This is a genomic window from Zobellia sp. OII3 (assembly GCF_002211465.1).
Lineage (GTDB): Bacteria > Bacteroidota > Bacteroidia > Flavobacteriales > Flavobacteriaceae > Zobellia > Zobellia galactanivorans.
The window spans coordinates 485,872-508,911 of sequence record NZ_MWRZ01000001.1; the positions used below are offsets into that span (position 1 = coordinate 485,872).

The 23,040-nt window shown below is 40.7% G+C and carries 26 protein-coding genes; 17 read left to right on the top strand and 9 right to left on the bottom strand.

Annotated features, from left to right (window positions below; genetic code table 11):
• Positions 1-37: 37 nt before the first annotated feature.
• The 6 genes from B4Q04_RS02040 to bioA all read right to left on the bottom strand — a co-directional run bounded on the left by B4Q04_RS02040 (position 38) and on the right by bioA (position 6,800).
• Positions 38-904: a cupin-like domain-containing protein gene (locus B4Q04_RS02040; RefSeq protein WP_046287380.1), complete on the bottom strand. Its 867-nt coding sequence runs from the start codon at positions 902-904 to the stop codon at positions 38-40.
• A 70-nt stretch (positions 905-974) separates the two neighbouring features.
• The gene (gene bioB, locus B4Q04_RS02045; RefSeq protein WP_013992744.1) at positions 975-2,069 is read right to left on the bottom strand and encodes a biotin synthase BioB; all 1,095 of its coding nucleotides are present in this window, start codon (positions 2,067-2,069) and stop codon (positions 975-977) included.
• Positions 2,070-2,209: 140 nt separating this feature from the next.
• A complete protein-coding gene (locus B4Q04_RS02050) occupies positions 2,210-3,646 on the bottom strand; it encodes a flotillin family protein (RefSeq protein WP_013992745.1) in 1,437 nt (478 codons plus the stop codon).
• 4 nt (positions 3,647-3,650) lie between these two features.
• A complete protein-coding gene (locus B4Q04_RS02055) occupies positions 3,651-4,229 on the bottom strand; it encodes a hypothetical protein (RefSeq protein ID WP_013992746.1) in 579 nt (192 codons plus the stop codon).
• A 72-nt stretch (positions 4,230-4,301) separates the two neighbouring features.
• On the bottom strand, positions 4,302-5,489 hold the full coding sequence (locus tag B4Q04_RS02060; RefSeq protein WP_088695851.1) for a beta-ketoacyl synthase N-terminal-like domain-containing protein: 1,188 nt from the start codon (positions 5,487-5,489) through the stop codon (positions 4,302-4,304).
• A gap of 9 nt (positions 5,490-5,498) precedes the next feature.
• Positions 5,499-6,800 carry an adenosylmethionine--8-amino-7-oxononanoate transaminase gene (gene bioA / locus B4Q04_RS02065; RefSeq protein ID WP_088695852.1) on the bottom strand — a complete coding sequence of 434 codons (1,302 nt, stop codon included), beginning with the start codon at positions 6,798-6,800 and terminating at the stop codon, positions 5,499-5,501.
• Positions 6,801-6,875: 75 nt separating this feature from the next.
• Here bioA and B4Q04_RS02070 point away from each other — a divergent pair, with 75 nt between their 5' ends.
• On the top strand, positions 6,876-8,501 hold the full coding sequence (locus B4Q04_RS02070; RefSeq protein ID WP_088695853.1) for an ArnT family glycosyltransferase: 1,626 nt from the start codon (positions 6,876-6,878) through the stop codon (positions 8,499-8,501).
• A 6-nt stretch (positions 8,502-8,507) separates the two neighbouring features.
• On the opposite strand, the gene bioD is transcribed toward B4Q04_RS02070, so the two are convergent.
• The 3 genes from bioD to B4Q04_RS02085 are packed head-to-tail and all read right to left on the bottom strand — an operon-like array spanning position 8,508 to position 10,663.
• Complete coding sequence (bioD, locus tag B4Q04_RS02075) at positions 8,508-9,125, bottom strand: dethiobiotin synthase (RefSeq protein WP_088695854.1); 618 nt, start codon at positions 9,123-9,125, stop codon at positions 8,508-8,510.
• A gap of 1 nt (position 9,126) precedes the next feature.
• The gene (locus B4Q04_RS02080) at positions 9,127-9,510 is read right to left on the bottom strand and encodes a DUF2007 domain-containing protein (RefSeq protein WP_088695855.1); all 384 of its coding nucleotides are present in this window, start codon (positions 9,508-9,510) and stop codon (positions 9,127-9,129) included.
• A gap of 1 nt (position 9,511) precedes the next feature.
• Positions 9,512-10,663, bottom strand: coding sequence for an aminotransferase class I/II-fold pyridoxal phosphate-dependent enzyme (locus B4Q04_RS02085; RefSeq protein WP_088695856.1), 1,152 nt, complete (start codon positions 10,661-10,663; stop codon positions 9,512-9,514).
• 143 nt (positions 10,664-10,806) lie between these two features.
• Here B4Q04_RS02085 and B4Q04_RS02090 point away from each other — a divergent pair, with 143 nt between their 5' ends.
• The 16 genes from B4Q04_RS02090 (at position 10,807) to B4Q04_RS02180 (ending at position 22,876) form a co-directional block, all read left to right on the top strand.
• Positions 10,807-12,618, top strand: a complete 1,812-nt coding sequence (locus tag B4Q04_RS02090) for a M61 family metallopeptidase (RefSeq protein ID WP_088695857.1) — start codon at positions 10,807-10,809, stop codon at positions 12,616-12,618.
• A complete protein-coding gene (locus tag B4Q04_RS02095; RefSeq protein WP_088695858.1) occupies positions 12,615-13,151 on the top strand; it encodes a GNAT family N-acetyltransferase in 537 nt (178 codons plus the stop codon). The genes B4Q04_RS02090 and B4Q04_RS02095 overlap by 4 nt, the downstream gene beginning before the upstream one ends.
• 292 nt (positions 13,152-13,443) lie before the next feature.
• A complete protein-coding gene (locus B4Q04_RS02100; protein WP_088695859.1) occupies positions 13,444-13,653 on the top strand; it encodes a hypothetical protein in 210 nt (69 codons plus the stop codon).
• Between the two features lie 244 nt (positions 13,654-13,897).
• Complete coding sequence (locus B4Q04_RS02105) at positions 13,898-14,410, top strand: hypothetical protein (protein WP_088695860.1); 513 nt, start codon at positions 13,898-13,900, stop codon at positions 14,408-14,410.
• A gap of 2 nt (positions 14,411-14,412) precedes the next feature.
• Complete coding sequence (locus B4Q04_RS02110) at positions 14,413-14,835, top strand: hypothetical protein (protein ID WP_088695861.1); 423 nt, start codon at positions 14,413-14,415, stop codon at positions 14,833-14,835.
• 1,841 nt (positions 14,836-16,676) lie between these two features.
• Complete coding sequence (locus tag B4Q04_RS02130; RefSeq protein WP_088695865.1) at positions 16,677-16,949, top strand: hypothetical protein; 273 nt, start codon at positions 16,677-16,679, stop codon at positions 16,947-16,949.
• Between the two features lie 144 nt (positions 16,950-17,093).
• Positions 17,094-17,582, top strand: a complete 489-nt coding sequence (locus B4Q04_RS02135; RefSeq protein WP_088695866.1) for a hypothetical protein — start codon at positions 17,094-17,096, stop codon at positions 17,580-17,582.
• Positions 17,583-17,789: 207 nt separating this feature from the next.
• On the top strand, positions 17,790-18,284 hold the full coding sequence (locus B4Q04_RS02140; RefSeq protein WP_088695867.1) for a hypothetical protein: 495 nt from the start codon (positions 17,790-17,792) through the stop codon (positions 18,282-18,284).
• 1 nt (position 18,285) lies between these two features.
• Positions 18,286-18,699, top strand: a complete 414-nt coding sequence (locus B4Q04_RS02145) for a hypothetical protein (protein ID WP_088695868.1) — start codon at positions 18,286-18,288, stop codon at positions 18,697-18,699.
• A 344-nt stretch (positions 18,700-19,043) separates the two neighbouring features.
• Complete coding sequence (locus B4Q04_RS02150) at positions 19,044-19,523, top strand: hypothetical protein (RefSeq protein ID WP_088695869.1); 480 nt, start codon at positions 19,044-19,046, stop codon at positions 19,521-19,523.
• Positions 19,524-19,900: 377 nt separating this feature from the next.
• A complete protein-coding gene (locus B4Q04_RS22635; RefSeq protein WP_161496033.1) occupies positions 19,901-20,059 on the top strand; it encodes a hypothetical protein in 159 nt (52 codons plus the stop codon).
• A 1-nt stretch (position 20,060) separates the two neighbouring features.
• Positions 20,061-20,366 (top strand): hypothetical protein, encoded by a 306-nt coding sequence (locus B4Q04_RS02155; RefSeq protein WP_088695870.1) that lies wholly within the window; start codon positions 20,061-20,063, stop codon positions 20,364-20,366.
• A 464-nt stretch (positions 20,367-20,830) separates the two neighbouring features.
• The gene (locus B4Q04_RS02160; RefSeq protein ID WP_088695871.1) at positions 20,831-21,322 is read left to right on the top strand and encodes a hypothetical protein; all 492 of its coding nucleotides are present in this window, start codon (positions 20,831-20,833) and stop codon (positions 21,320-21,322) included.
• Positions 21,323-21,326: 4 nt separating this feature from the next.
• Positions 21,327-21,602: a hypothetical protein gene (locus tag B4Q04_RS02165; RefSeq protein WP_123772319.1), complete on the top strand. Its 276-nt coding sequence runs from the start codon at positions 21,327-21,329 to the stop codon at positions 21,600-21,602.
• A gap of 732 nt (positions 21,603-22,334) precedes the next feature.
• Complete coding sequence (locus tag B4Q04_RS22640; RefSeq protein ID WP_161496034.1) at positions 22,335-22,475, top strand: hypothetical protein; 141 nt, start codon at positions 22,335-22,337, stop codon at positions 22,473-22,475.
• A gap of 17 nt (positions 22,476-22,492) precedes the next feature.
• Positions 22,493-22,876: a hypothetical protein gene (locus tag B4Q04_RS02180; RefSeq protein WP_088695875.1), complete on the top strand. Its 384-nt coding sequence runs from the start codon at positions 22,493-22,495 to the stop codon at positions 22,874-22,876.
• Positions 22,877-23,040: the final 164 nt, after the last annotated feature.

The window sequence follows — 23,040 nt, forward strand, 5'->3', positions numbered from 1 at the left end:
TTAAAGTGTTTTTTAAGGAAAAGGATATTCAAAAAAATTATTTAGCTGCTAACTTGGTGGTTCGCTCAATCGCCCTTTTATTTTTACCGTCTATCCATTTCTGACCTTGTATCTTTCGCATTAAAACGTCAAAATTACGCATTACGAAAACATTATAAAGCCCCTCGGCGAAATTTATAGGATTCTTTGGCCAAGATCTTAGGCTCATGGAAAAACCTGGGGTTTTATATTTCATATAATGCCAATACCCTTCGGGCATATAGAGCACCTCCCCGTGATTGAGTTCCGCCTTAAAACCTCTGGCATTCCGCAAGGCCGGCCATTTTTCATAATCGGGATCGGAGAAGTCTATGCTTTCGTGCGCTATAAGCGAATTTGGAACCTTATAGAGGTATTTCGTTTCGGATGGTGCAAATAAGATACACTCCTTTTTTCCTTCAAAGTGAAAATGAAAGATATTCGACATATCAATATCGTAATGCATGAAGGTATACGATTCCCTTCCTCCAAAAAAAAGCATCGGTAACTTTTTCTTTAATTTCAATCCGAAATCGGGAAATTGATAGTCTTTTTGCAACTGGGGCACTTCCTTGAGTACATTCCAAAGAAAAATGCGGTATTTGGTAGGCTCTGCCTTTAACAAATCTATGTATTCCGACATTTTCATTTGGGCGTGGGGCTCGTTAAAACCATCTTTATGGCTTACGGGCCGATCATCGTACAGGGGAACGACCTTGTCTCCCGCGACCTCACGGATATAATCAAGGTTCCACTTTTCAAAAGCGGGCCAATTTTCTATCGCACGCTCTATCACCACAGGTTTCTGCGGCTTAAAATAATGCTCTAAAAAGTCTTCCTTGGTTATAGTAGATACCCTAGGAACAGCAGTTAACTTCAATGGAATCTTTATTGCAGTTTAAGCGGCAAATTTAAATAACGTTGTGGAAAGATTTTATTAAAATTAATTTAAATGACTAATCTACCACTTTGCTCTTTGCCTTGGCTTCTTCGTTACGTTCTATGGTATGCCCCGGTCGGCTCCATTTGGGCTTCTCGCCCAAGGGCTTCAATTTTGATTCCGCAGCTTCCACCGTCTTGGGTTGGGAAACTTTGGTAAAGGGCTTCTGGGGGTTCAGACCCAACATTTTGAACATCTCCATATCTTCGTTTACGTCAGGATTCGGAGTGGTCAACAACTTGTCTCCAGCAAAAATCGAATTGGCCCCCGCAAAGAAGCACATAGCCTGCCCTTCCCTGCTCATTTCGGTACGGCCGGCGGACAAACGCACCTGTGTTTCGGGCATAACGATACGGGTAGTGGCCACCATACGGATCATATCCCAAATAGAAACGGGCTCCATATCCTCCATCGGAGTACCTTCTACGGCCACCAAAGCGTTAATCGGAACAGATTCGGGCTGGGGATTCAAACTGGCCAAGGCCACCAACATTCCGGCGCGGTCTTCAATAGCCTCGCCCATACCGATGATACCACCGCTACAAACCGTTACATTGCTCTTACGAACGTTATCTATGGTCTCTAAGCGATCCTCAAAAGCACGGGTAGAGATTACATCCTTATAATAATCTTCAGAAGTATCCAGGTTGTGATTGTAAGCGTACAAACCTGCTTCGGCCAAACGTTGTGCCTGGTTTTCGGTCAACATACCTAGGGTACAGCAAACCTCCATATCAAGCTTGTTGATGGTGCGAACCATTTCTAAGACCTGATCGAACTCGGGTCCGTCTTTTACATTACGCCAAGCCGCCCCCATACAAACACGCGAACTTCCCGAGGCCTTGGCCCTTAGCGCCTGCGCCTTTACATGCGAAACCGACATCAGGTCATTGCCCTCGATATCGGTGTGATAGCGGGCCGCTTGCGGACAATAGCCGCAGTCTTCGGGACAGCCCCCGGTCTTTATCGAAAGTAGGGTCGAAACCTGAACCGTATTCGGATCGTGATGTTTTCTATGAATGGTGGCCGCATCGTAAAGCAGTTCCATCAAAGGTTTATTATATATATCAAGAATTTCTTCTTTCGTCCAATTATGTCTTGTTTCGCTCATAGTCTTATTGAAATCTCGGTTCAAAAATAACCTTTCTAAAATTGATATTCCAAATTCGCCCCAACAATCCTACCCAAGCCCATAAAAAAGCCCGTAAAAATGAATCCACGGGCTTTTGTTCTTTATGATTTAGAATCGCGTTACTCCTTATCGGATTCCTTATCGATCTCGTTCGCTTCGTTTTCCTGTGCCCTGGCGGCTTCGGCCACTTCCTTACCCTTCAAGTAGTCGGGCAATTGCATTCCGGCCATATTGAACATTTCCTGTAAAGGTGGAACGGACTTGTACATTCCGGAGATGAAGTTGGCGGTGGAGCCTTTTCCATCACCCGTCTTGGCGCCAGAATCCCATACGGTCACCTTATCTATTTTGATATTCTTGATAGCTTCGGCCTGGGTTTTCACCAGTTCAGGAAGCTTATCGGCCACTAACAACAGTACGGCGTCTTTAGGACTGTTACCTGCCGCTTTTACGATTTCATCGAAACCTTGTGCCTGTTTGGTCAATATTTCAAAAAGACCCTTCGCTTCGGCCTGTGCCTTGAAAAGGATTGCATCGGCCTCACCTCTTGCCCTTCTACGGATCATTTCCGCTTCGGCTTCGGCAGCGATCTCTACTTTCTTTTTATCGATTTCCGCAGGAACTACAATATCGGCCATTTGTGAGCTACGAACCCTTTCGGCCCTTGCAATTTCCGCATCTTTTTCAGCAGCATACGATTCTTCCAAAGCTTTTGCCGCCTGTACTTTCTCCGCTGCGATCGCGGTTCTTTCGGCCTCGGCCTCGCGCTGACGACGCAAGGAATCAGAATTCGCCACATTAATTTTCGCAATGTTCTCCCCTTCAACGGCCTGGGCATTGGCAGCGGCCACTTGGGTACGCTCATCTTGAACGGCATTGGCCTCACCAATGGAACCGTCCCTGTTTTTCTCCGCAACGGATTTTCTTGCCGCGTTAATGGCATGTGCCGCAGCTTCTTTACCCAGTGCTTCTATATAGCCCGACTCATCAACAATATCCGTAATGTTTACGTTAATGAGTTTTAGTCCCACTTTCTTTAATTCCGATTCTACACTCTGAGAGATATTGGTCAAAAATTTATCCCTATCCGAGTTAATTTCCTCAATATCCATTGAAGCCACTACCAAACGCAACTGACCGAAAATAATTTCCTTGGCCAAGTCTTGCACTTCTTGCATACCCTGACCCAAAAGACGTTCGGCGGCATTTTGCATGATTCCGGGTTCGGTAGAGATACCGATGGTAAAACGGGAAGGTACGTTTACCCTAATATTCTGTTTACTCAAGGCATTTACCAGGTTTACCTCGATTGAAATAGGCGTCAGGTCCAAGTATTCGTAATCTTGGATAACCGGCCAGATAAAGGCTGCACCACCGTGTATACACTTGGCAGAACTACCTTCTCCCACCTTTCCGTAAACCACAAGGATACGGTCGGAAGGACAGCGTTTGTACCGTCTGATAAACGATATGATAATGATAAAAAAGAAAAGAATGGCAAAGCCAATGGCAAGCAACGAAGCGCTTCCCGCAAGTTGTAGGGGTACTGATAGCATTTAGTTAATTATTTATGGGTTCAACAATTAAAATTCCGTTCGCGGTCACTTCCTTTACGACGACCACATCGCCCTGCACCAGGTCTTTATCAGCGTTGGTCAATGCTTCCAATTCACGTAGCGTGCCCTGCACATTGATACTTACTTTACCGATGCTCTTGCGATTGGCCCCAATGGTCAAATACACCTCGCCGATCTGGTTCAATGCATTCTTTAGTTTTAGGGTTCCACTGCTCTGCAATTTGCCTAAATAATAGAACAGCGAAGCCATGGCCAACATCATAAGCAAACCGCATATGACAGATATAACCACCGTAAGGCCTTTTGCTACTCCGGCGTCTAAACAAGCAATGCCCGACCATCCGAATATGGTAAAAAAGCCGACAAGGTTTTTAAAGGATAAAAATTGAAATTCTATACCGGTGTCGCCCTCTATCTCAACATCGACATCACCCTCGATGTCGTCTATCTCCCCTCCGATAAAGGTCATTATCAATAAAATAATGAGAATAATGGATGCCGTTATGGCTGTGACCCAGTAGATTTTTTCGAACAACGTCATCATTTCGAACCCTAGTTCCATAAGCTAAAAAAAAGTTTAGGTTGGCGATTAAAGATAAGAATAATCTCACTTCAATCGAATTCAAAAAGCAGGCTAGACCTTACGGGACAACAGAATGGAAACCGCATTACCACCGAAACCTACTGCATTTACCAGTATTTTTCCAAGCTTTCCCGGTGCTGAAGCATTCGTAACAAATGGTACTTTTATCAGCTGTTGTTCTTGCAACATCAAGACCGCCAGTTCTATGCTTAACGCTCCCGACGCTCCAAAAGTATGCCCTACTTTCCATTTATTTGTAGTCAAAAACGGTAAGTTGTTACAGAATACTTTTTCAATGGCCTTATATTCAGATATATCGCCCTTGACAGTACCCGGTGCATGCATTACGATGGCATCTACCTCATCGGGATGAATTTCGCCCAAGGCCATCTTCATGGAGGCCTGAAAACACTCGGCATCTGTAGAAATAGAGATATTATGGCGCAAGGGTTCCGTTGCGTAGCCCACTCCTTCGATAACGGCCAAGGTCTTCTCTGTCAACCCCATTTCCAAGCAGATTACAGAAGCCCCTTCACCGAGGATCATAGTACTTTTTTCCTTTTCAAAGTCCAAAGCACGACTGGGGAAACCTCCATTTCCTTCGGAAGCGTTCTCCTCCCGATACTGCGAATAAATTTTGAGGGCCTTCATTTGCGCAATGGTGAAAGGGGTCAATGGAGCCTCGCTTCCCCCTACCAGAAACTTGTTGGCCATACCGCTTCTTAGCCATGCCACTCCGTTTAAAACGGCATGAAGGGCCGTAGAACACGTAATGGAATGCGAAATCTCGGGACCTTTGGTCTTTAGGTCGTGTGCCACCCAAGACGAAATATTCCCCAAGGTGGTGGTAGGCGACGAGAGTGTTGCCGTTCTATTGTTTTCAAGGAATTCTTGATGGTATTTTTCAAAGAGTGCCGTTGCCCCCCGTGATGAACCGATATTGACGCCAAAATCATCGCCCGCCTTCCATCCGGCTTTGGCAATTGCATCCCTCGAGGCATAAAGTGCGAACAAGACCGAATCGTCAAGGCTTTTGTATTTGTTGTCGGAATTTCTTAGCTGTTCTATCTCCTCCTTTGAGTCCTTTGACAAGGGAGCGGCCCATTCCTTGGTTTCACCAAAATCCTTTTGTTCAAAAAGATGGCTGTCTTTAAGGTAGCTCTCCCAGGTTTCCCCTGACGTTTTTCCCAACGGGGAAATTGAGCCTATTGCGGTAATGGATATCGGTTGTTCTTTCAAGCGTTGGATTTAAATACGGTTCAGTAGATCCTCTATGGTAGCATATATTTTCTGCAGCTGCGCATCGGTAATGACATATGGTGCAGAAATATAAACGGTACTACCCAAAGGCCGCAAAAATACCCCATTATTCATGAAATGCCTGAAAATTTGGTCGCGTAAATTGCCATAACGCTCCATTTTCACGTTCAGGTCCAACGCATATATGATTCCACACTGTCGTGTACGGGCCACCTTGGGGTGATTCTTTATTTTAAGATCGAAGCCCTGGTGTGAGGCGATTATTCTTTTGATACTGTCTTGGATCTCTTGTGACCGTAGCAGGTCTAAGCCTGCCAAAGCTGCCGTACAGGCCAAGGGATTGGCCGTATAGGTATGCCCGTGGAACAAGCCTTTTGCCAGGTCATCACTATAAAACGCGTTGTAAACCTCTAGGGTACAACTCGTAATTGCCATAGGCACCAGTCCCGCCGTTAGGGCTTTCGACATACATATGATATCGGGTTTGGAAGCTATGTGGTCGGAAGCAAAAGCCTTTCCGGTCTTACCGAAGCCCGTCATTACCTCATCGGCGATCGTAAGTACCTCGTGTTTTTTCAAAAGCACCAATATGCGGTCTAGGTTTTCGGCCTTGTGCATCTTCATGGCCGCGGCGCCTTGTACCAAAGGCTCGTAAATGAACCCTGCAATATCGTTTTGTTGCAATCTGGCTTCCAATTGTAGCAGAATGCTTTCTATATTTTCATCGGTGGGCACGGCTATTCGCTCCACATCAATAAAAAACTCCTCGAACGGACCGTTGTAAACCGATAGTCCAGAAACGGACATCGCCCCGAAGGTATCCCCATGAAACCCCTCCTCAAAGGCCAGAAGGGTCTTGCGCTTTCTGCCTTGGTTAAAATGGAATTGCAAGGCCATTTTGATCCCGATTTCCGTAGCCGTAGAGCCATTATCGGAAAAGAAAAGTTTCTCTTGGTTTTCGGGCAGTAACTTTATCAGTTCTTCCGACAGTTTTACGGCAGGCTCATGGGTAAAACCACTGAAGACCACTTGATCCAATTTTTGCATCTGGGCGTAGACCCTATCGGTGATATAGGTATTACAATGGCCATAGGCACTGGTATACCAAGAAGCGATACCATCTATATACTCCTTTCCATCCTCATCGTACAAAACCGCACCTTTCGCCTTGGCGATCCCTAACATATCAGGATGCAACTTATGCTGTGTTAAAGGGTGCCATAAGTGCTTTTTATCCCTAAGTGATAAACTTTCCCTTACCAGGGTTTCTGACGCGTTTGCCTTCTTCATAATGCAAAGATGAGAAATTAAAACTTTTTTTTTGAAGTATTTTGTTGATCTTTAGCCTAGAAAAATCAAAGGAAAATGAAATTTTTTGATGTCGGATTTTTACACCCGACCAATACAAAAAACCTATATCGGCTATCGTTTTTAATCATTGTCCTCTACACGATATCCCTTTTTTACAATCTGCACCTCGCACCCTTGTATTCGGAAGAACCACGGCGTGCATTGGTAGCCTTGGAAATGCTGTTGAACAACAACTTTGTAGTCACCACCATTCTAAACCAAACCTTTTACGACCACCCGCCATTATGGAACATTGTACTCGCCGGAAGCATAAAGCTCTTTGGTTACAACACCTTTGCCCTTCGTTTTCCTTCGGCATTTTCACTTCTGCTCACGGGCATTCTTGCCTTTTACATGGGCAGAAAATACATTAACACCAAATTCGGCATCTTAAGCGCCTTCTATTACTTGGTCTGTGCCGACCTTTATTTCTATTTTTCCGTAACCGCCGAAATCGATATCTTTTACTCCCTACTGGTCACCCTTAGCATATTCAGCATCTTTCATTTTTACGAACAGAAACAGTTTTACCGTCTTTTTGGTGCTGCCTATTTTTTTATTACCCTTGCCTTTTTGACCAAGGGCTTTGCCTCTTTCGCCTTTATAATAATCACCTTGGGCTCATACCTATTGTATAAAAAAGACCTCAAGCGACTTTTCTCTTGGCCACATATCTTTTGTGCCCTCTTATCTGCGGCTGCGGTCTATTTCTACTTTTATATTTACGGAAGTTATGAGAACCTAGGCAGGTATATTTCGGAAATGTGGGGCCTAACACAACAGCGCACCTTACTCAGCGACCGGTTTGATGGAATCGTAAAACACCTTTTCATGTTTCCCTTGAATTTCTTAGGCGTGATCTTTCCCTCTACCCTGTTCCTATTGTTTATTTGGAAAAAAGAACAGATACAAAACATCAAGGCACAACCCTACCTTGTTTTTCTGGTCATCGCCTTTATCGCCAACTTTTTGGTGTATTGGGTTTCTCCCGGAGCTAGAATCAGGTACACCTATATGTTCTTCCCCATGGTAGTAACCGTATTGAGCTACCCTTTGTTTCTTCGGCTAAAAGAAACCAACTGGAAACACAAGGCCTATCACACTCTTTTTAAGGTAATCATGGCCATTGCCGCCCTTGCCTGTATGGTGATTCCGTTTGTGGGCTATTTTTCCATTTTACCTCATCTAAAATACACCATGCCGCTTTTCGGACTGCTTCTTGTGCTCACCCTTGTGTTTCACCATAAGACCATCGGATATACCAAACACCTTTTCGTTATTACCTTTATCGTACTCTGTAGATTGGTCTTTGACCATGTGGCCCTACCCATGAAGGCCTTGACCTCATCCGGGGCAGCACACAAGAGCTATGCTGAGGACATTTATAAGATTATAGGCGAGGACGAAACTCCGCTTTACGTATTTACACAGGAAGATTTACGGACCCACATCCAAACGCCGTTCAAATTATACGAAACGGCATCATATCTAGAAATGTTGCGCAAGTCAATCGTAATGAATACGGATCAGTGTGAGTTGCCCGGCTACTATATTTTCAACAAGCAGAACCTAGAAGGCCGCGAACCCCTATACGAATTCACCATAAGCAAGGTAGATTTGGCCTTGGTAAAAATAGACTGAGCCTACCTAGAGCGTTTTCAATATGGAAGCGAACTTATCGGCGTATCTTTTAACGACGGCCTTGTCAAAAACAGGCTCCTCATCTATACGACCGATCAACGACGCCCCTGTTTTGTGCAGGATGATATTTTCGGTTTCCGGATTGGCATCCCCACTAAAGAGTATGGAAACATCATATCCTTTTTGTTGTAACCAACCCACGGTCAACAAGGTGTGGTTGATACTGCCCAAATAATGTCTCGAAACTACTACAACATGATAAGTAGGCATAATGATATCTAGCACGGTGTCGTTTTCGTTCAAAGGAACTAAAATCCCCCCTGCCCCTTCGATCACCAAGGCATTATCCGTCTCGGGCAAAACAATATCAAGTCGATCTATACTTACCCCTTCTTTTTCCGCCGCCGCATGTGGGCTCATAGGTGTTTTCAGTTCATAGCTGCTTTTATGAATGACCGTTTTATCATTTGAAACCAAAGACTTCACCTTGTCACTATCGGTATGATCCAGCTCTCCCGCCTGAACGGGTTTCCAGTAATCCGCTTCAAGGGCTTCGGCAATAATTGCGGAAGCTATGGTCTTTCCTACTTCGGTAGATATTCCTGTCACAAAAATTTGCTGCATGCTATTGAGGTTTTGTTATCATGTTACAATGTAGGCATTTGTATTTTTTTTCTTCAAAAAAAGGAAAAAGTTTATATAAAATTCCTTTTCTGTTATAATACACCTCAGATTTTTGCATTTTACAATTCGGACAGACCACTAAATTCCCTTTATCATCTAGGGCATAAGCCCTAACCTCGTTATATATTTCAATGGCCTTCTCTTTATCTTCGGTGTACACCTGCAATTTGACCCCACCAATGGCATTGCTGATGAGCGGGTCGGAATTTAAGGTATGCTCATCCTTCAGAAAAACAGGAATGCCCTCGGACTCTAATTTTCCTTTAAGTATTTGAACGTCGGAGGGATATTCAAAGGAGGCTATGGTATAAAACTTCTCTTTCATATTACAATAGGCTGGCCACTTCTTCCAGTAGGTTATCAATCTCTTTTTCGGTATTAAAACTATGCAGACAGATCCGCAATCGTTCTTGTCCCTCCGGAACGGTGGGCGAAAGGATCGCGCGAACATCGAAGCCTTTATCTTGAATGGCCTTGGCCATGTTCCGGGCCTTGTGGTTCCCTGGGACCAGACAACAGTGAATGGCCGAATCACTGATGATGAATTGTTCCTTCAGGCCCAAATCGCTTTGTTTACGGTTGAAATAGGAAATGTTGTGCCTCAGTTTTTCCAATCCATCACTAGGCATCTTCAAATGGCCATATGCCGATAGTACCGAGGCTATCGAATGAGGCGGAAGCCCTGTCGTGTAGATAAAACTACGGGCAAAATTCACCAGGTACGATTTTAGGCCTTCGCTGCCCAAAATTGCAGCACCATGGCAGCCCACACCTTTTCCGAAGGTAACCAAGCGGGCAAATACGCTGTCCTGCAAGTTCAAGACTTGCACCAATCCCTCCCCATGGCTTCCAAAGACACCAAGGGCATGGGCCTCGTCGACCACCAAACGGCAATTTTGAGCTTTGCATAGGGCCGCTAAATCATTTAAATCGGGGGCATCGCCATCCATCGAAAAAACCGATTCCGTCACCACGTATATTTCGGTGTCGGCGAGATTTCGACTCCGTTCCATCCGGCATCTGTTGTTCAGGTCGTCGAGGTCGTTATGTTTAAATTTATAACTCTTGGCATTGCCCATACGAATACCGTCGCGAATACTCGCATGAATGTACTCATCATAAAAAACGACATCGCCGCGTTGGGGCACCGAACTAAAAAAGCCGATATTGGCGTCGTAACCCGAGTTAAAGACCAAGGCCGCCCCGGTTTGGTGAAACTGACATAGCTCAGCCTCCAAGGCCTGATAAAGAGAGTGGTTCCCCGAAAGTAAACGCGAACCCGTTGCCCCGTTTTGCAAGACCTTATGCCCTTCCATAAGACGCAAGGCTTCGCTAGAAACGGATTGGCTCCTTGAAAGTCCCAAATAATCATTGGACGAAAAATCGACCAAACCATGGGATACGGGCAAGCTCCTTAAGGCATTAACAGCATTTCTATCGCTTAGCTTTTTCGCTAATTTTTCGGGAAGGTCTACCATAACCCAAATGTAGCATCTTTGAACGAATAGAAAAACCACGGCGGGCATCCGGATCGAGGTCCTTTCTATTCCTTACCCTATTCTACCGTTTTTTTGACGAATATTATACCTTTAACCTATTGAACATCCACAATCCTGATTTAATGAAATTCTCTTTATCCTTCCTTCTGTGTATTACCGCCAGCATTCTTTATGCCCAAACCAACCGCTACGAAATTTCCTTTGACAATGCCGTACACCACGAAGCGGTAGTAAAGGGTACTTTTATAGAGCTGAAAGCCGACACGGTCGCTTTTCGTATGAGCCGCACGTCGCCCGGACGCTATGCCCTGCACGAATTCGCAAAGAACGTGTACAATTTCAAAGCCACCGACAGCAAGGGGAAGGCCCTTGAGGTCTTACGCCCCGACCCCTATTCGTGGCAGGTAATCGGGCACGACGGCACAATCGCCATAAGCTACACCTTGTTCGCCAACCGAGGCGGCGGCACCTATTCGCAGGTAGACGAGACCCACGCCCACCTGAACATACCGGCCACCTTTATGTATGGCCCCGATCTAAGCGATCGAAAAATTGAAGTGGATTTTAAGCTTCGGGAAGATTTAAACTGGAAAATCGCCACCCAGCTCCCCTTGGTGTCAGGCACTACCTATTCCGCCCCTAACCTCTATTATTTTATGGATAGCCCAACGGAGATAAGCGACCATGCCGTTCGTGAATTTGAAGTAGACCATAACGGAAAGCAGCAGAACATACGATTTGTACTGCACCACAACGGCACGGACGAAGAACTCGACGCCTATTTTGAACAGGTTAAAAAGGTGGTCCTCGCCGAAAAAGAGGTTTATGGTGAACTGCCCGATTTCGACTACGGCACCTACACCTTTTTGGCGTGCTATGTGCCCAATGCATCGGGCGACGGGATGGAGCACCGCAACTCGACCGTTTTGACCAGTACGCGCAGTCTTTCGGGCGGGGGTATGGAAGGCAACATCGGCACGGTTTCCCACGAATTCTTCCATGCGTGGAACGTAGAGCGCATCCGCCCCAAATCCTTGGAACCTTTCGATTTTGAGGAAGCCAACATGAGCGGGGCCCTATGGTTTGCCGAAGGTTTTACGAGCTATTACACCAACCTCATCCTTTGCAGGGCCGGCATCATCTCCCCCGAAAAATACGTAGAGGGCATTTCGGGTACCTTCAACTATGTATGGAACTCACCGGCCCGCCAATTCTTCAATCCCATAGAAATGAGCTATCAAGCCCCCTTTGTGGACGCCGCTACCTCGGTAGATCCCGTGAACCGCGAAAATACCTTTATTTCCTATTATTCGTACGGAAGCGTCCTCGGTCTTGCCTTGGATCTATCGCTTCGCGAGGAAAAACTGAACCTCGACGATTTTATGAAGCTGGTTTGGAAGCAGTACGGAAAAACCGAAAAACCCTATACCCTCGAAAACCTTCGGCAATCACTAGCCGAATATGCCGGAAGCGATTTTGCCGAGACCTATTTCGACAAGTACATCTACCGTAGCGAAATGCCCGATTATGCATCGCTCTTAGGTTCCGTCGGGGTTACTTTGCAACAGGATTCCGAACGCCCCTATTTTGGTGCCGCCGTTTCCTTAAATGGCGATGGCCACGGGGAAATCCGGTCCAACCCCAAAATAGGCACACCGGCCTATGAAGCCGGACTCGACAAGGGCGATATCATTACCGATATCAACGGGAGCGGTTTTCCGGACGGACAGCAATTCAGCGCCTACATCGAAAAGCTCAAGGTCGGCGACACCCTAAAGATCACCTTCGAGCGTTTTGGGACAGAAAAGCGTTGTACGGTCGTTCTAGGGGCAAATCCCGATTACCGGCTATCGTTAATGGAGAAGGAAGGCGGAAAGCCATCGAAAAAACAAATGCGCCAAAGAAAGGAATGGCTTAAAACCGAAACGCGGTGATACGTTACGGCACGGCATCGACCGATGACGAACTGAAGCAGATCCTCGCCCTTCAGGAAAGAAACCTGCCCTCCGGGCTTTCAGATTCGGAAAAGGCAAAAGAAGGCTTTGTAACCGTAGTGCATACCTTTGAAACCTTAAAGGCCATGAACACTGTCTGCCCCCATATCATTGCCCGATCGGAGCATGCGGTCATCGGCTATGCCCTCTGTATGCATCCTAGGTTTTCGGATGCCATCGAGGTCTTAAAGCCCATGTTCGACGAGATCGAAGGCATTCTTCCCCCCGAGGAAAACTATATCGTCATGGGCCAAATCTGTATCGACAAGGACTTTCGCAGGCAGGGCGTTTTCAGAAAATTGTACGAAACCATGCAGCCCAAGACAAAAAAGGACTTTAGCAGTATCATCACCGAGATCGACGCGGTCAATACCCGCTCCCTACAGGCGCATTTCGCCGTTGGCTTCAAAGAACTGCACAGCTATACGTCGGGAGCCCGGGAGTGGAAAATCGTGCGTTTTCGATACCTGTAAAAAACCCGAACACTCCTACATGTAGCTTATTTGACCCGTCGTCCTTACCAATTCCATATTTTTGATTTATTAACCATACCCACCTGATTACAAACACAATAAACCCTAGCCAAAAATCGTTGAAAACACAATATTTCGTCGAATAATTTGTAGTATTTTTCTCCGTTAAATTTATATTTAACATGCCATCCCTTCAGAAATCACTTTAACGCAAAAATGGGATTAGACCCAAAAATGGGATTAAAGGCATCTGATAATGGCACTGTAGGGATTTCCTCAATCGGACCTAACTATGAGTAAAGGAACAAAATACGTTTTTAGTTGGATTGTAGTTTATTTTGAACTTTCTGGGCTATTCTTTGGGTTGCTCTACGATTTTCCGGAATTAAAATGGCTATATGCATCATTTTATCCTTCAAAATACTTTAGCAAGGATGTATTAATATATGAGAGCCAGAGCAAGGAAGCTGGCAGCGGGGGAAACTTGGTGCAAAACTCTTAGTTGCAGAGGTATTAGTGGACATTGAAATTTTGGGTAGCGCAATTGGGTGTCTGCAAGGGTCATTAAAATATAAATTTGACACGGAAGAATTTGAAGGAAACGTGTCCATCCCTCCTGTTGTACTATCTGGCAGAGCAGCAATTAAAACAAAAGATTCAAGTATGTTAAATTTCACACTGGTAGACTGGCAAAAAAGCATAACTGTAACTAATGAAATTAAAATATACCCAAGGGATTAGTGCGTATGCAAATCATTAAAAAAATAATAATTTTTCTATTGGTAGGCAACGTATTTGCTTTACCAATATCCCTGTACATGGTATACCAAAATTTTTATTTCATTAGTCAAAAAAGTAATTATCGCTTAAAAAAAGTTCAAGTAAAGGAAGTGGTTGATTTATCATCAGGTAGAAGAGGTTTAGAATATACTAAATACCGGTTGATATATGATGTTGTGGAAAATGGTGAAATTTTAGAATCAAAAGTAGACCTGAGAGAATCCAATGACAAATTTGTGCATTTTATGAATGCCGGCAAAGAAGATAGCATTTTCGGAGGCTTTAAACCTGTTGATAAAAATGACTCAATTTGGGTTTGGCATAACCAAGAAGCTAAAGATTTTTATGCTTTGCCTCATGAAAAAATGTTTAACACAAAAGCATTCTGGCTACAAGGAATCCTCTTTATTGTACTGTGCCTAATAGGTTTTGGCTGTTTACATTATCATATTAATGAACTTAAAGCAAAGAAAAAATAAGTATGAAAAATTCAACAATTATCTTTTGTTTTCTCATTGTGGCTTACACTTATTGTTATTCACAAGATAATAATGCTAACTTAATTTTAAGTTACCCTGAGGAATCCGAAATTTCCTTTTTTCAATACCCTGAAAGAACTTTTGTCAAAGCAATCTATAACAGTCAGGCAGAGGCGACTAATGTATACCCAGAACAATTATTAGAGTCCATTATTTCAGCTACGAATCAAGAATGGGTCAATTACAATACTTTGGGAGGTGCCAAAAAGGCATCACAAAAAAAGCAAAGTCATTTCGACAAAATAATGACTATGGATAAGGATAAAAATTACTTTGAATTGGCTCATAAACTCACTTTTGATGTTGGAGGTGTTCCTACTGCGGTTACACTTTCACAAGGTTTGAGGGTAGTATACCAGATATAGAAACGGGCCACAAACTAGATGCGTTATTCAGAAATCCATCAACCAACTTTTACCGATCTGTAGAACTTAAAAATTGGAAAGAGGTAAAAACGATTGCCGCGGATGAAACAAGTCAGTTTTACCAGTATGTCAAAAGTAAAAATGAATTTAGGTACTATTATAATGGCAATGCAGAGGAGGCCAAACTAGCTTTTCAGAATATATTTAAAAACCCTAAGAAAGCAGAAGAATTATGGAATCTAAATCCCGAATTGTTTAAATCCTTAGATGAGGATATTATAAAAGATTACAATAATATCTGTAGATACCCTCTACTCCAATAGCAGAACTAAATGATCGAGTCCCTAACACAAACCTTCTAGTAGACCTAGATATCCCGGTAGGTGCGATTCCTTTCCAAACGCCAAAAACGTCCGTTTTCAGCACCTTTAAAAAACAAAATTCCTGCATATTTTTTTAAAGCTGTAATCCTTGTTAGCGCCATACGAATGGCACACCACACATACTTACCTCATTATAAATACAATACCTCCTGTATTTTGTCGAATAATTTGTAGTATTTTTCTCCGTTAAATTTATATTTAACATGCCATCCCTTCAGAAATCACTTTAACGCAAAAATGGGATTAGACCCAAAAATGGGATTAAAGGCATCTGATAATGGTACTGTAGGGGTTTCCTCAATCGGACCTAACTATGAGTAAAGGAACAAAATACGTTTTTAGTTGGATAGTAGTTGTTTTAGCGCTTTCCGGGCTATTAGACAGTGTATTACACGATTATTCGGAATTTAAACGGCTATATGCATCTTTTTATCCTACAGAGTACTTTAGGAAGGATGTCCTAATATATGAGAGCCAGACCATGGGGTCTGGCAGCGGGGGTAGAGACATGTACTATTTCAATGGAACATTAAAAAAAATACAAAACAAAAAAGAGAGTTTTTGCTAATGAAAAGTCAATGAAAAAAATATGGACAACGGATGGTTATCCTGAGAATGAGTTCAAAATACCCGTATGGTACAATACTATGGACGGTGCAATTTCAATAAGAACTTCCGAAAAATTTCCCAAACTATATTCAATAAGACAAATTGACGCTTATGTCAATATTATAACGTGGATACTCTTTTTGCCTTGTACATGGTATATTATTCGTTATCAAATTCAAAAACGTAAAAAAAAATCTTAGAAAAGTTAAACTAATGAAAATTAAGCTTATTTACTTATCAATTCTACTATATGCCCCGCCAGCTCGAGCCTCACACTCGTGCCATGTTCAAAACACCCCTATAAAGCAACTCTTGCCTTGCTTTGCCAGCGCGCCATCTCGCCCATAGCTTACGCTATGGCGTCCTCAATCCCCCACTACGACAAGTGCCGTACAGACTTCGAACGGGGCAAAATCGCAAGGTTTAAGGACGGCTCAAATTTGAATCTGGATGGGAAGGATCTAAGGAAAATGGATTGGAAAGCAAATGGGCCATATTAGCAATCTACCGCAAAAAATATATATAAAAAGACTATCTCATAAAGTATATTCCAAGAACACAACACTAAGTACATTGATAGACAACTTACCAGATTTTTGCTATGAAAGAGGATAAAAATAAACTTGGTCTCTTTGAATGGATTTTTGTACTCGTGCTTTTCTCCTTATTCTTATTTCTTGTCAATAATCCCTCTCCAATATCTTATAGACATCGTAATCTAAAAATTATGGAATTGGTATTTGAACTCCTTTTTTCCGACAAGGTTTCAATCTACATTTTAAAAGGGGTATGCACATTTTTTATTGCGCTGTCCGTTTTTAATATCGCTAAAATTTTAGTCAAAAAAAAATGAAAAATCTTTTCTTTCTATTGTTGATGTGGTTGAGTTCTTGGGTTCAAGCAAACTCAAATGATGGGCTTGTAAAAAATACTACCGAACAGTTAATTTTTTTATATGAACACAATAAAACTCAAATTGTTAAAGGAAACCCAGACAAGACATGGTATATATACTTTTTGGGAGCGAACAAAATTGAGTTAGAACTCCCGCTAGCGCGAACACTTGAACTAAGCTTACCGCAGTTTCACGACCGTACCCGCTACAGCGATAATACCCAGTAGGCTATAAAAGCAAAACGAATATGGGTTTGCAACAAATTTTTAACCGCACAAGCGTGACACCGGCGCTAGCAGGTGATGGCTCAAATTTGAATCTAGATGAGGTAGATTTAAGTAATATGGATTGGTCTAAATGGAAATACTAATATGAAGATAATAGGTAAAGAATTTCGTCAAATGACGTCAACTCCAACAGTACAAGAAAATGATGTTCAAGGATCTATTTATACCGAATTCACATGGGGATTTCTGTACATATATAATGACAATATAGTTGTTAGGTGGTCCTCAATAGATAGGAAAGATAACAATGGTAATATTTATGGAACGATTCAAAACGATTTATCAGAAATAAGAAGAAAAAATCTTATTAAATCTATTGAAAAAGGCAAGGACCCGGTTTCTATTGGAAAGTATTCCTTATTGGATAACAACCAAATAGAAATGAGATGGAATTTCTATTACGGAGAAGATATTGAATTGATCTTTAAAGGGGAAATACTCTTAAACGGTGATGCCCTAAAAGGAACCTTTTATAAGAACGGGGAAGTCAGTGAACCCAGCAGGGTATATTATAATATAGATAAACCCTTGCCCGACCCTTTGATTCCGGAGGATGATGAAGATATAACCTAATAAAATGAAAGAAAAAAAGGAAAACAAAACACGATTCGCTGCAGGGGTTTAGTGCAGGAAAAAATGGAAGATCGGGTGCTCCGGAATGGCATTTGCCTCAAAATATTAAAATGGATAATGGAGCAGAATTATGGGAAATAATGAATGATGGTACAGAAATTCTAAGAGGTGTTATAGTTAAGGGAAAATTTGTAAAAAAATAATAGAATGAAATTCAGGTTCGGTTATTACGGAGTATATAAAGAATTCAATGCTGTATTGCATAAGAATACAGAGGGTTGGCAGGTCATATTCAAGAATCAAAATGGTATTGTGCAAGACATGGATATAAGTAAAAAGGAAGCTAAAAATCGAATAAAGTCTGCTTATTTTGTTCGTGCCTTTAATCAGCATAAAATAGGTAGATGGTTGGTGTCAATTGAGGATATACCTAATTTTAATTCAGTCGATGATTTTATAAATAAAACAGCACTGCCCGTAGTAGATGAGTTTGGTAGCATACAAAAACCAGACAAACTTGTTCTTGTTAAAGTTCCAGCAGGAACTACAATTCGAAAAAGTGTTGCAAGACCACAAGATTGGGGTGGTCAAGGTCATTTATCTGGTGGAGCCACTCAATTTGAGATAATAAATTTCGATTGGCAGTATATGGGTGATTGGTTCAAGAACATGGGTAATATTAACCAATTTATAAACAAATAAAATGAAAAGCATAATATTTGAGAACAAGGCAAATACACAAGTTCGAATTGACGGGGAGTTTTATGAACTTAAATATAGAATTCATTCCATAATCGAATTTACCGAAGTAATAGTTTTCCTTTCTTTTCCGCAAACAGAAGACTCTAAAGATTTACTAGAAAACAAAAGTGAAAGTTCTTTGGTCTGTATATCAAAAAAAGACAAAGTATTACTCTGGGAACTAGCAAATGTAGAAGCGGTTTTTCCGGAATCAATAGACAAAAAAAGAGAATCGGATTTCGTTTCAAAGAAACATTTTGAAAAGTTTTTAGAACTGTTTAGAGGTAAAGAATTATTGACCGCTTATGTTGGGGAGTTTAAAAAAAGGATTGACGCCAATACGGGAGAAGTATATAGTACAATGGAAAATCGTTAGCTTTTAATCAATTTAGTTTGAACAATACTAAGCAAAATATGAATTTAAATAATCCCCCACTTCGGCAGGCTCGGCGCAAGGCTTCGAAGGGGGTGCCCGAAGGGCGGGGATGTAGGATCGAACCGATGCAGATAGAAGGGAAAAATAGAAAGGTGAACAAAACAAAAGAAGAAAAAATAAAAAATGATTGAGCCTCCCTTAGTTCCTTGGGGAGGTGCATTGGGTAATGCAGACCAAATAAAGTCCAGTTATAAGTTTAGCGATTTAATTGAAGATGTTCATTATGATGTTATAGAAAAGTTAGTTTATCAAAATGGACAATGGACAACTATTACACCTTGAATATGAAGAAATTAAGACAAATAGAGAACTTTTTTGTTGTAGGTGACGACTCTTTTCAAGAATCTAATCTATCAGTTGGTCAGGAAATCACATTTCCTAATAGGTCAAAAAAGCAAAAGGTTTGTTTTCAAATAAATAAAAAATCAATATGTATTGACTTAATACACTATGATAGAAATGAAATAAAACAATTTGTATTAATTGAGAGTGAACTTTTTAATAAAAAAGAATTGAAAAATTTTTGTAAGGAATTTTCATTAGAAACATCTCAACATCCATTATCGAAAACTACTCTTATCGCCAAGATCCCTAATATATCTGATTCATTTGGTTATTCCTGTTATGGTGCGATAAAAAAAACAAGCCAGAATTACTATCTCATAATTTTTGCTAAAAAAGGAAGTACGGATTTTGAAGAAAATATTATTCATGTTCATGGAATTTGGGAAATTGTCGATCCCACTATTAGTACGAGGTTTTAACTTTTAATGAAGATGTATAAAGTATGTTATACTATAAGAAAATTAATAACCCTGTCCGTGAGTAATCTTGTACGCCAAGACTTAAAAATATCTACCTAATGCAAGGTTTGAAAGGGCAAAAAATTGTCACAATACAAAATGAACATAAAAAAAACGATTTAAATATTGCCAACAATGTAAGAACAAGGCTTTGGACTATGACAAAAATATCATTTGTGATTTGACCTCTGCCCCACCAGTTTTTGAAAGGGAGTGCCAATATTTTATTCATAAAGATGTTCCGGATAACAAAACAGAAAAGACTAGTAATAATAGTTTTTTTGGCACATGGAAAAGCGCCCTTTTACTTGCCATTTTAGCTGGTTATAATATCATTCGTGGTAAAAGAAGGTGTTACAGATTACAATAGAATAATTCAAGGAGCTTCGACTCCTTTAGGAGATAAACAAGTTTTGGGTAAAGCTTTATTTGATGTTGTTGGAAATAAAACTTTACCGACACTTAAAAAATATCGAATGACAGATTTAATTCCTTGATATGATTGAAAAACTAAAAATAGCGTTGAAGAATGCATCAAAAGAATTGAATTCTAACAAAGTTATTTATGAAATTCATTTTTGGTTTGGGGCACCATCTCATTCATTAAAAATCTCAGGTATTGAGCTATTAAATAAATATGATATTCCTAGCGGTTGGGATGGTGTAGGGGAAAAAGAACTAATAGAACTAGAAAAAACAGGGTTTTTAAAGAAGATGTCTGAAGTCACTAGTGATGATTTAGAAAAAACAATTGAATATTCAATTGTTTTTGAAGAGGAAGAAACTACCCCAACTGTTGTTTAAGATTAGACTTAAGCAAGAAAGCATCCTCGCTGGCGCGAGCGTCACGCCCGAACCATGTTCAAAACACCCCTGTAAAGCAACTCTTGCCTTGCTTTGCCAGCGCACCATCTCGCCCATAGCTTACGCTATGGCGTCCTCAATCCGCCCCACTACGACAAGTGCCGTACAGACTTTAAAGGGGGCAAAATCGCAAGGTTTAAGGACGGCTCAAATTTGAATCTGGATGGGAAGGATCTAAGGAAAATGGAAGGGAAAGCAAATGGGTCATATTAGCAATCTACCGCAAAAAAATATATATAAAAAGACTATCTCATAAAGTATATTCCAAGAACACAACACTAAAAAACAAAATTGAAACCGCTGCAGCTCAAATCAAAGAAGCAAAAGAGCAATATGATAATGCAAATGGTGATGTAACAGCAGCGGAAACTGCTCAAAACAATTTTAATATTGCTCAAGGTAATTTGGAAGAAGCTCAAAAAGAAGTGGATAAATATAAAGATGAGGTGGTTGATTTGTTAAAGGAAGCTATACTTGATTTATATAGGGAGGGAAAGGAAGTTGAAAACACCTTAATTACCGAATATCAAACTATAATTGAAGAACGCAAAAACGTTTTAAATAATCTGGGAGATATAATTTTTTTGGATAATGAAATGGTTGAAGAAAGTGAAATTTCAATTTCACTTATTAATAAAGAACAAGAGGCCCTTAATGAGGCTGAATCCAAAATAGCTACATATGTATTTGCGCAGCTATTAAGTCAAGAAGATCCAGATAATCAAAAGTTAGAGGTTTTCTTAGAAAAACTAGAAAGTATTGACATCAAATTTATTGTTGAAATTGAGACCTTAAAGAGAGAAAATAAGACGAAACAAGAAATTATCGACTTCCTTAAAGAAGAACTTAGACGTAGTTTTAGTTTGATACTAGTAGATGGTTTACCAGAATTTTAGAAAGATGAAGAAAATAGAGTGGAGAAATATTTTAGGGAAACTCGCATTAAGCGCAGTCTTTTTGTATATGTGTTATTTATTTGAACAAAACTTAACCAAAGAGTTCATCAGCCGTGGATCAGCTAAATCATCGTTGGCACGTATCATTATCTACTACGCAAGCAATAACCTTATTAGCTATTATCTAGTTAAGATTGGTCTTCTTATCCTTGGATTAAAACCCATTTATCATTTGATAAAGGAATATTTACAAAAAAATAGTACTAATAATGAGTCATAATTTGAAAAAAAATTAAACAAAACTTTATTGACAATATTTATATGCTTTTTATCAATGCATGTAACGATTGTTCGTGGAAATAAGTCAAATGATGGATGGGTAAAAAATGCAGCTGATCAGATTAACTTCTTAATCGACTATAACGAAAAAAAGTTCAAGAATGTAAGCCTTCCGAGCAATGGTACATTTATTTTCTAGGTGCCGATGTAAAACAGTTAGAGCATATTTTGGATCAAACCGAACATATGGATGATTCGTATTTGTCCAATATGAACAGTAAGATAGCTTCAATAAATGCAGCTAGTGATTTGTTGACGTATGTAGCTTTTACAGTTTATGACATAGAACTTATAACCCCTCTATTTCCTGAGGACTGTAATACCTTAAGTTGCCAAAAAACTACGCAAATAGTTTTTTTAGTGGATGGGGTCAACAAAAAGAGGAAAATTTTACGCTTTTCACCGAAGATTTTAAAACAAAATGCAAGCCTTATACGATAGTACAGGTCTTCTCAAAGCAAGTGTAAAAAAATAGTAAAGTTCTGCTTCCCTTTTCAATGAGGACTACCCGAAAGATATATTCAAAAAAAGTAAGGAAGATTTTATCTCAAAAACATATGACACCTATACTATTTATACGCCCAAAAAAGATAATAATTTTAGTTATGAAGCTTTTAAAAAGAAATATAATGACCAAGAATCACTTTGGGGTACAACAAGTATTGAGCGTAAAATGGAAAGAGTTGTTCGTGCTATTGAAGATTATTATGTTATAGGTGATAATCCAGGTCAATTTATTAACTCAGATGACAGACAAAATTTACCAGATTCTAGTGCATTTTATGATATGGAAACGGATATAATTTTCGATTAATACTTTTAATAATTTCAATGGGCTATCTAAAAGATTATAATAGAAATAAAGACGAAATTCTTCATTCTTTTCAAGACTTAATCGAAAAGGAAGATGATTCATTTTCAGAACTTGGGTTTAATTTTTTAAAATGTGGGTTTGGTGATGCAAGAAGTCAAGATGACCATATAGAATTTATCTGGAAAAAAGAAAAAAGAGAACTCAGTGTTTGCTTTTGGATCCCTTTTTGGAAGAACTACAAAATTGACGAGAACTTTATGGTAACCTATAGTCTAACTAATGACATGGATAAAAAGCATCCATTAATTTCTAAGGCTATTGAATTCAATAAATTACTTGGGGAAAACATTAGAGCCAAGATAAGCACACTATTCAAACATATTGCGGAAATCATCAATTAAAAAAATATAAATTTCTAATAGTTCCCTCACGCTCGTGTCCGCAACAGACAATGACCCCCCACTTCGGCAGGCTCGGCGCAAGGCTTCGAAGGGGGTGCCCGAAGGGCGGGGAATGTTTCGCCTTAGGGATAGTTCGCTGCTATGCATTTGGAATTGTCTTCGGT

Bases quoted from the DNA above. Each gene is read 5' to 3' on its own strand.
- B4Q04_RS02055 (WP_013992746.1), bottom strand. From the start codon at position 4,229: ATGGAACTAGGGTTCGAAATGATGACGTTGTTCGAAAAAATCTACTGG.
- bioA (WP_088695852.1), bottom strand. From the start codon at position 6,800: ATGAAGAAGGCAAACGCGTCAGAAACCCTGGTAAGGGAAAGTTTATCA.
- B4Q04_RS02135 (WP_088695866.1), top strand. From the start codon at position 17,094: ATGAAGATAATAGGTAAAGAATTTCGTCAAATGACGTCAACTCCAACA.
- B4Q04_RS02080 (WP_088695855.1), bottom strand. From the start codon at position 9,510: ATGAAAGAGAAGTTTTATACCATAGCCTCCTTTGAATATCCCTCCGAC.
- B4Q04_RS02090 (WP_088695857.1), top strand. From the start codon at position 10,807: ATGAAATTCTCTTTATCCTTCCTTCTGTGTATTACCGCCAGCATTCTT.
- B4Q04_RS02105 (WP_088695860.1), top strand. From the start codon at position 13,898: ATGCAAATCATTAAAAAAATAATAATTTTTCTATTGGTAGGCAACGTA.
- B4Q04_RS02150 (WP_088695869.1), top strand. From the start codon at position 19,044: ATGAAGAAATTAAGACAAATAGAGAACTTTTTTGTTGTAGGTGACGAC.
- bioD (WP_088695854.1), bottom strand. From the start codon at position 9,125: ATGCAGCAAATTTTTGTGACAGGAATATCTACCGAAGTAGGAAAGACC.
- B4Q04_RS02155 (WP_088695870.1), top strand. From the start codon at position 20,061: ATGATTGAAAAACTAAAAATAGCGTTGAAGAATGCATCAAAAGAATTG.
- B4Q04_RS02070 (WP_088695853.1), top strand. From the start codon at position 6,876: ATGAAATTTTTTGATGTCGGATTTTTACACCCGACCAATACAAAAAAC.
- B4Q04_RS22640 (WP_161496034.1), top strand. From the start codon at position 22,335: ATGGAAAGAGTTGTTCGTGCTATTGAAGATTATTATGTTATAGGTGAT.
- B4Q04_RS02145 (WP_088695868.1), top strand. From the start codon at position 18,286: ATGAAAAGCATAATATTTGAGAACAAGGCAAATACACAAGTTCGAATT.
- bioB (WP_013992744.1), bottom strand. From the start codon at position 2,069: ATGAGCGAAACAAGACATAATTGGACGAAAGAAGAAATTCTTGATATA.
- B4Q04_RS02165 (WP_123772319.1), top strand. From the start codon at position 21,327: ATGAAGAAAATAGAGTGGAGAAATATTTTAGGGAAACTCGCATTAAGC.
- B4Q04_RS02180 (WP_088695875.1), top strand. From the start codon at position 22,493: ATGGGCTATCTAAAAGATTATAATAGAAATAAAGACGAAATTCTTCAT.
- B4Q04_RS02085 (WP_088695856.1), bottom strand. From the start codon at position 10,663: ATGGTAGACCTTCCCGAAAAATTAGCGAAAAAGCTAAGCGATAGAAAT.
- B4Q04_RS02140 (WP_088695867.1), top strand. From the start codon at position 17,790: ATGAAATTCAGGTTCGGTTATTACGGAGTATATAAAGAATTCAATGCT.
- B4Q04_RS02050 (WP_013992745.1), bottom strand. From the start codon at position 3,646: ATGCTATCAGTACCCCTACAACTTGCGGGAAGCGCTTCGTTGCTTGCC.
- B4Q04_RS02130 (WP_088695865.1), top strand. From the start codon at position 16,677: ATGAAAAATCTTTTCTTTCTATTGTTGATGTGGTTGAGTTCTTGGGTT.
- B4Q04_RS02100 (WP_088695859.1), top strand. From the start codon at position 13,444: ATGAGTAAAGGAACAAAATACGTTTTTAGTTGGATTGTAGTTTATTTT.
- B4Q04_RS02110 (WP_088695861.1), top strand. From the start codon at position 14,413: ATGAAAAATTCAACAATTATCTTTTGTTTTCTCATTGTGGCTTACACT.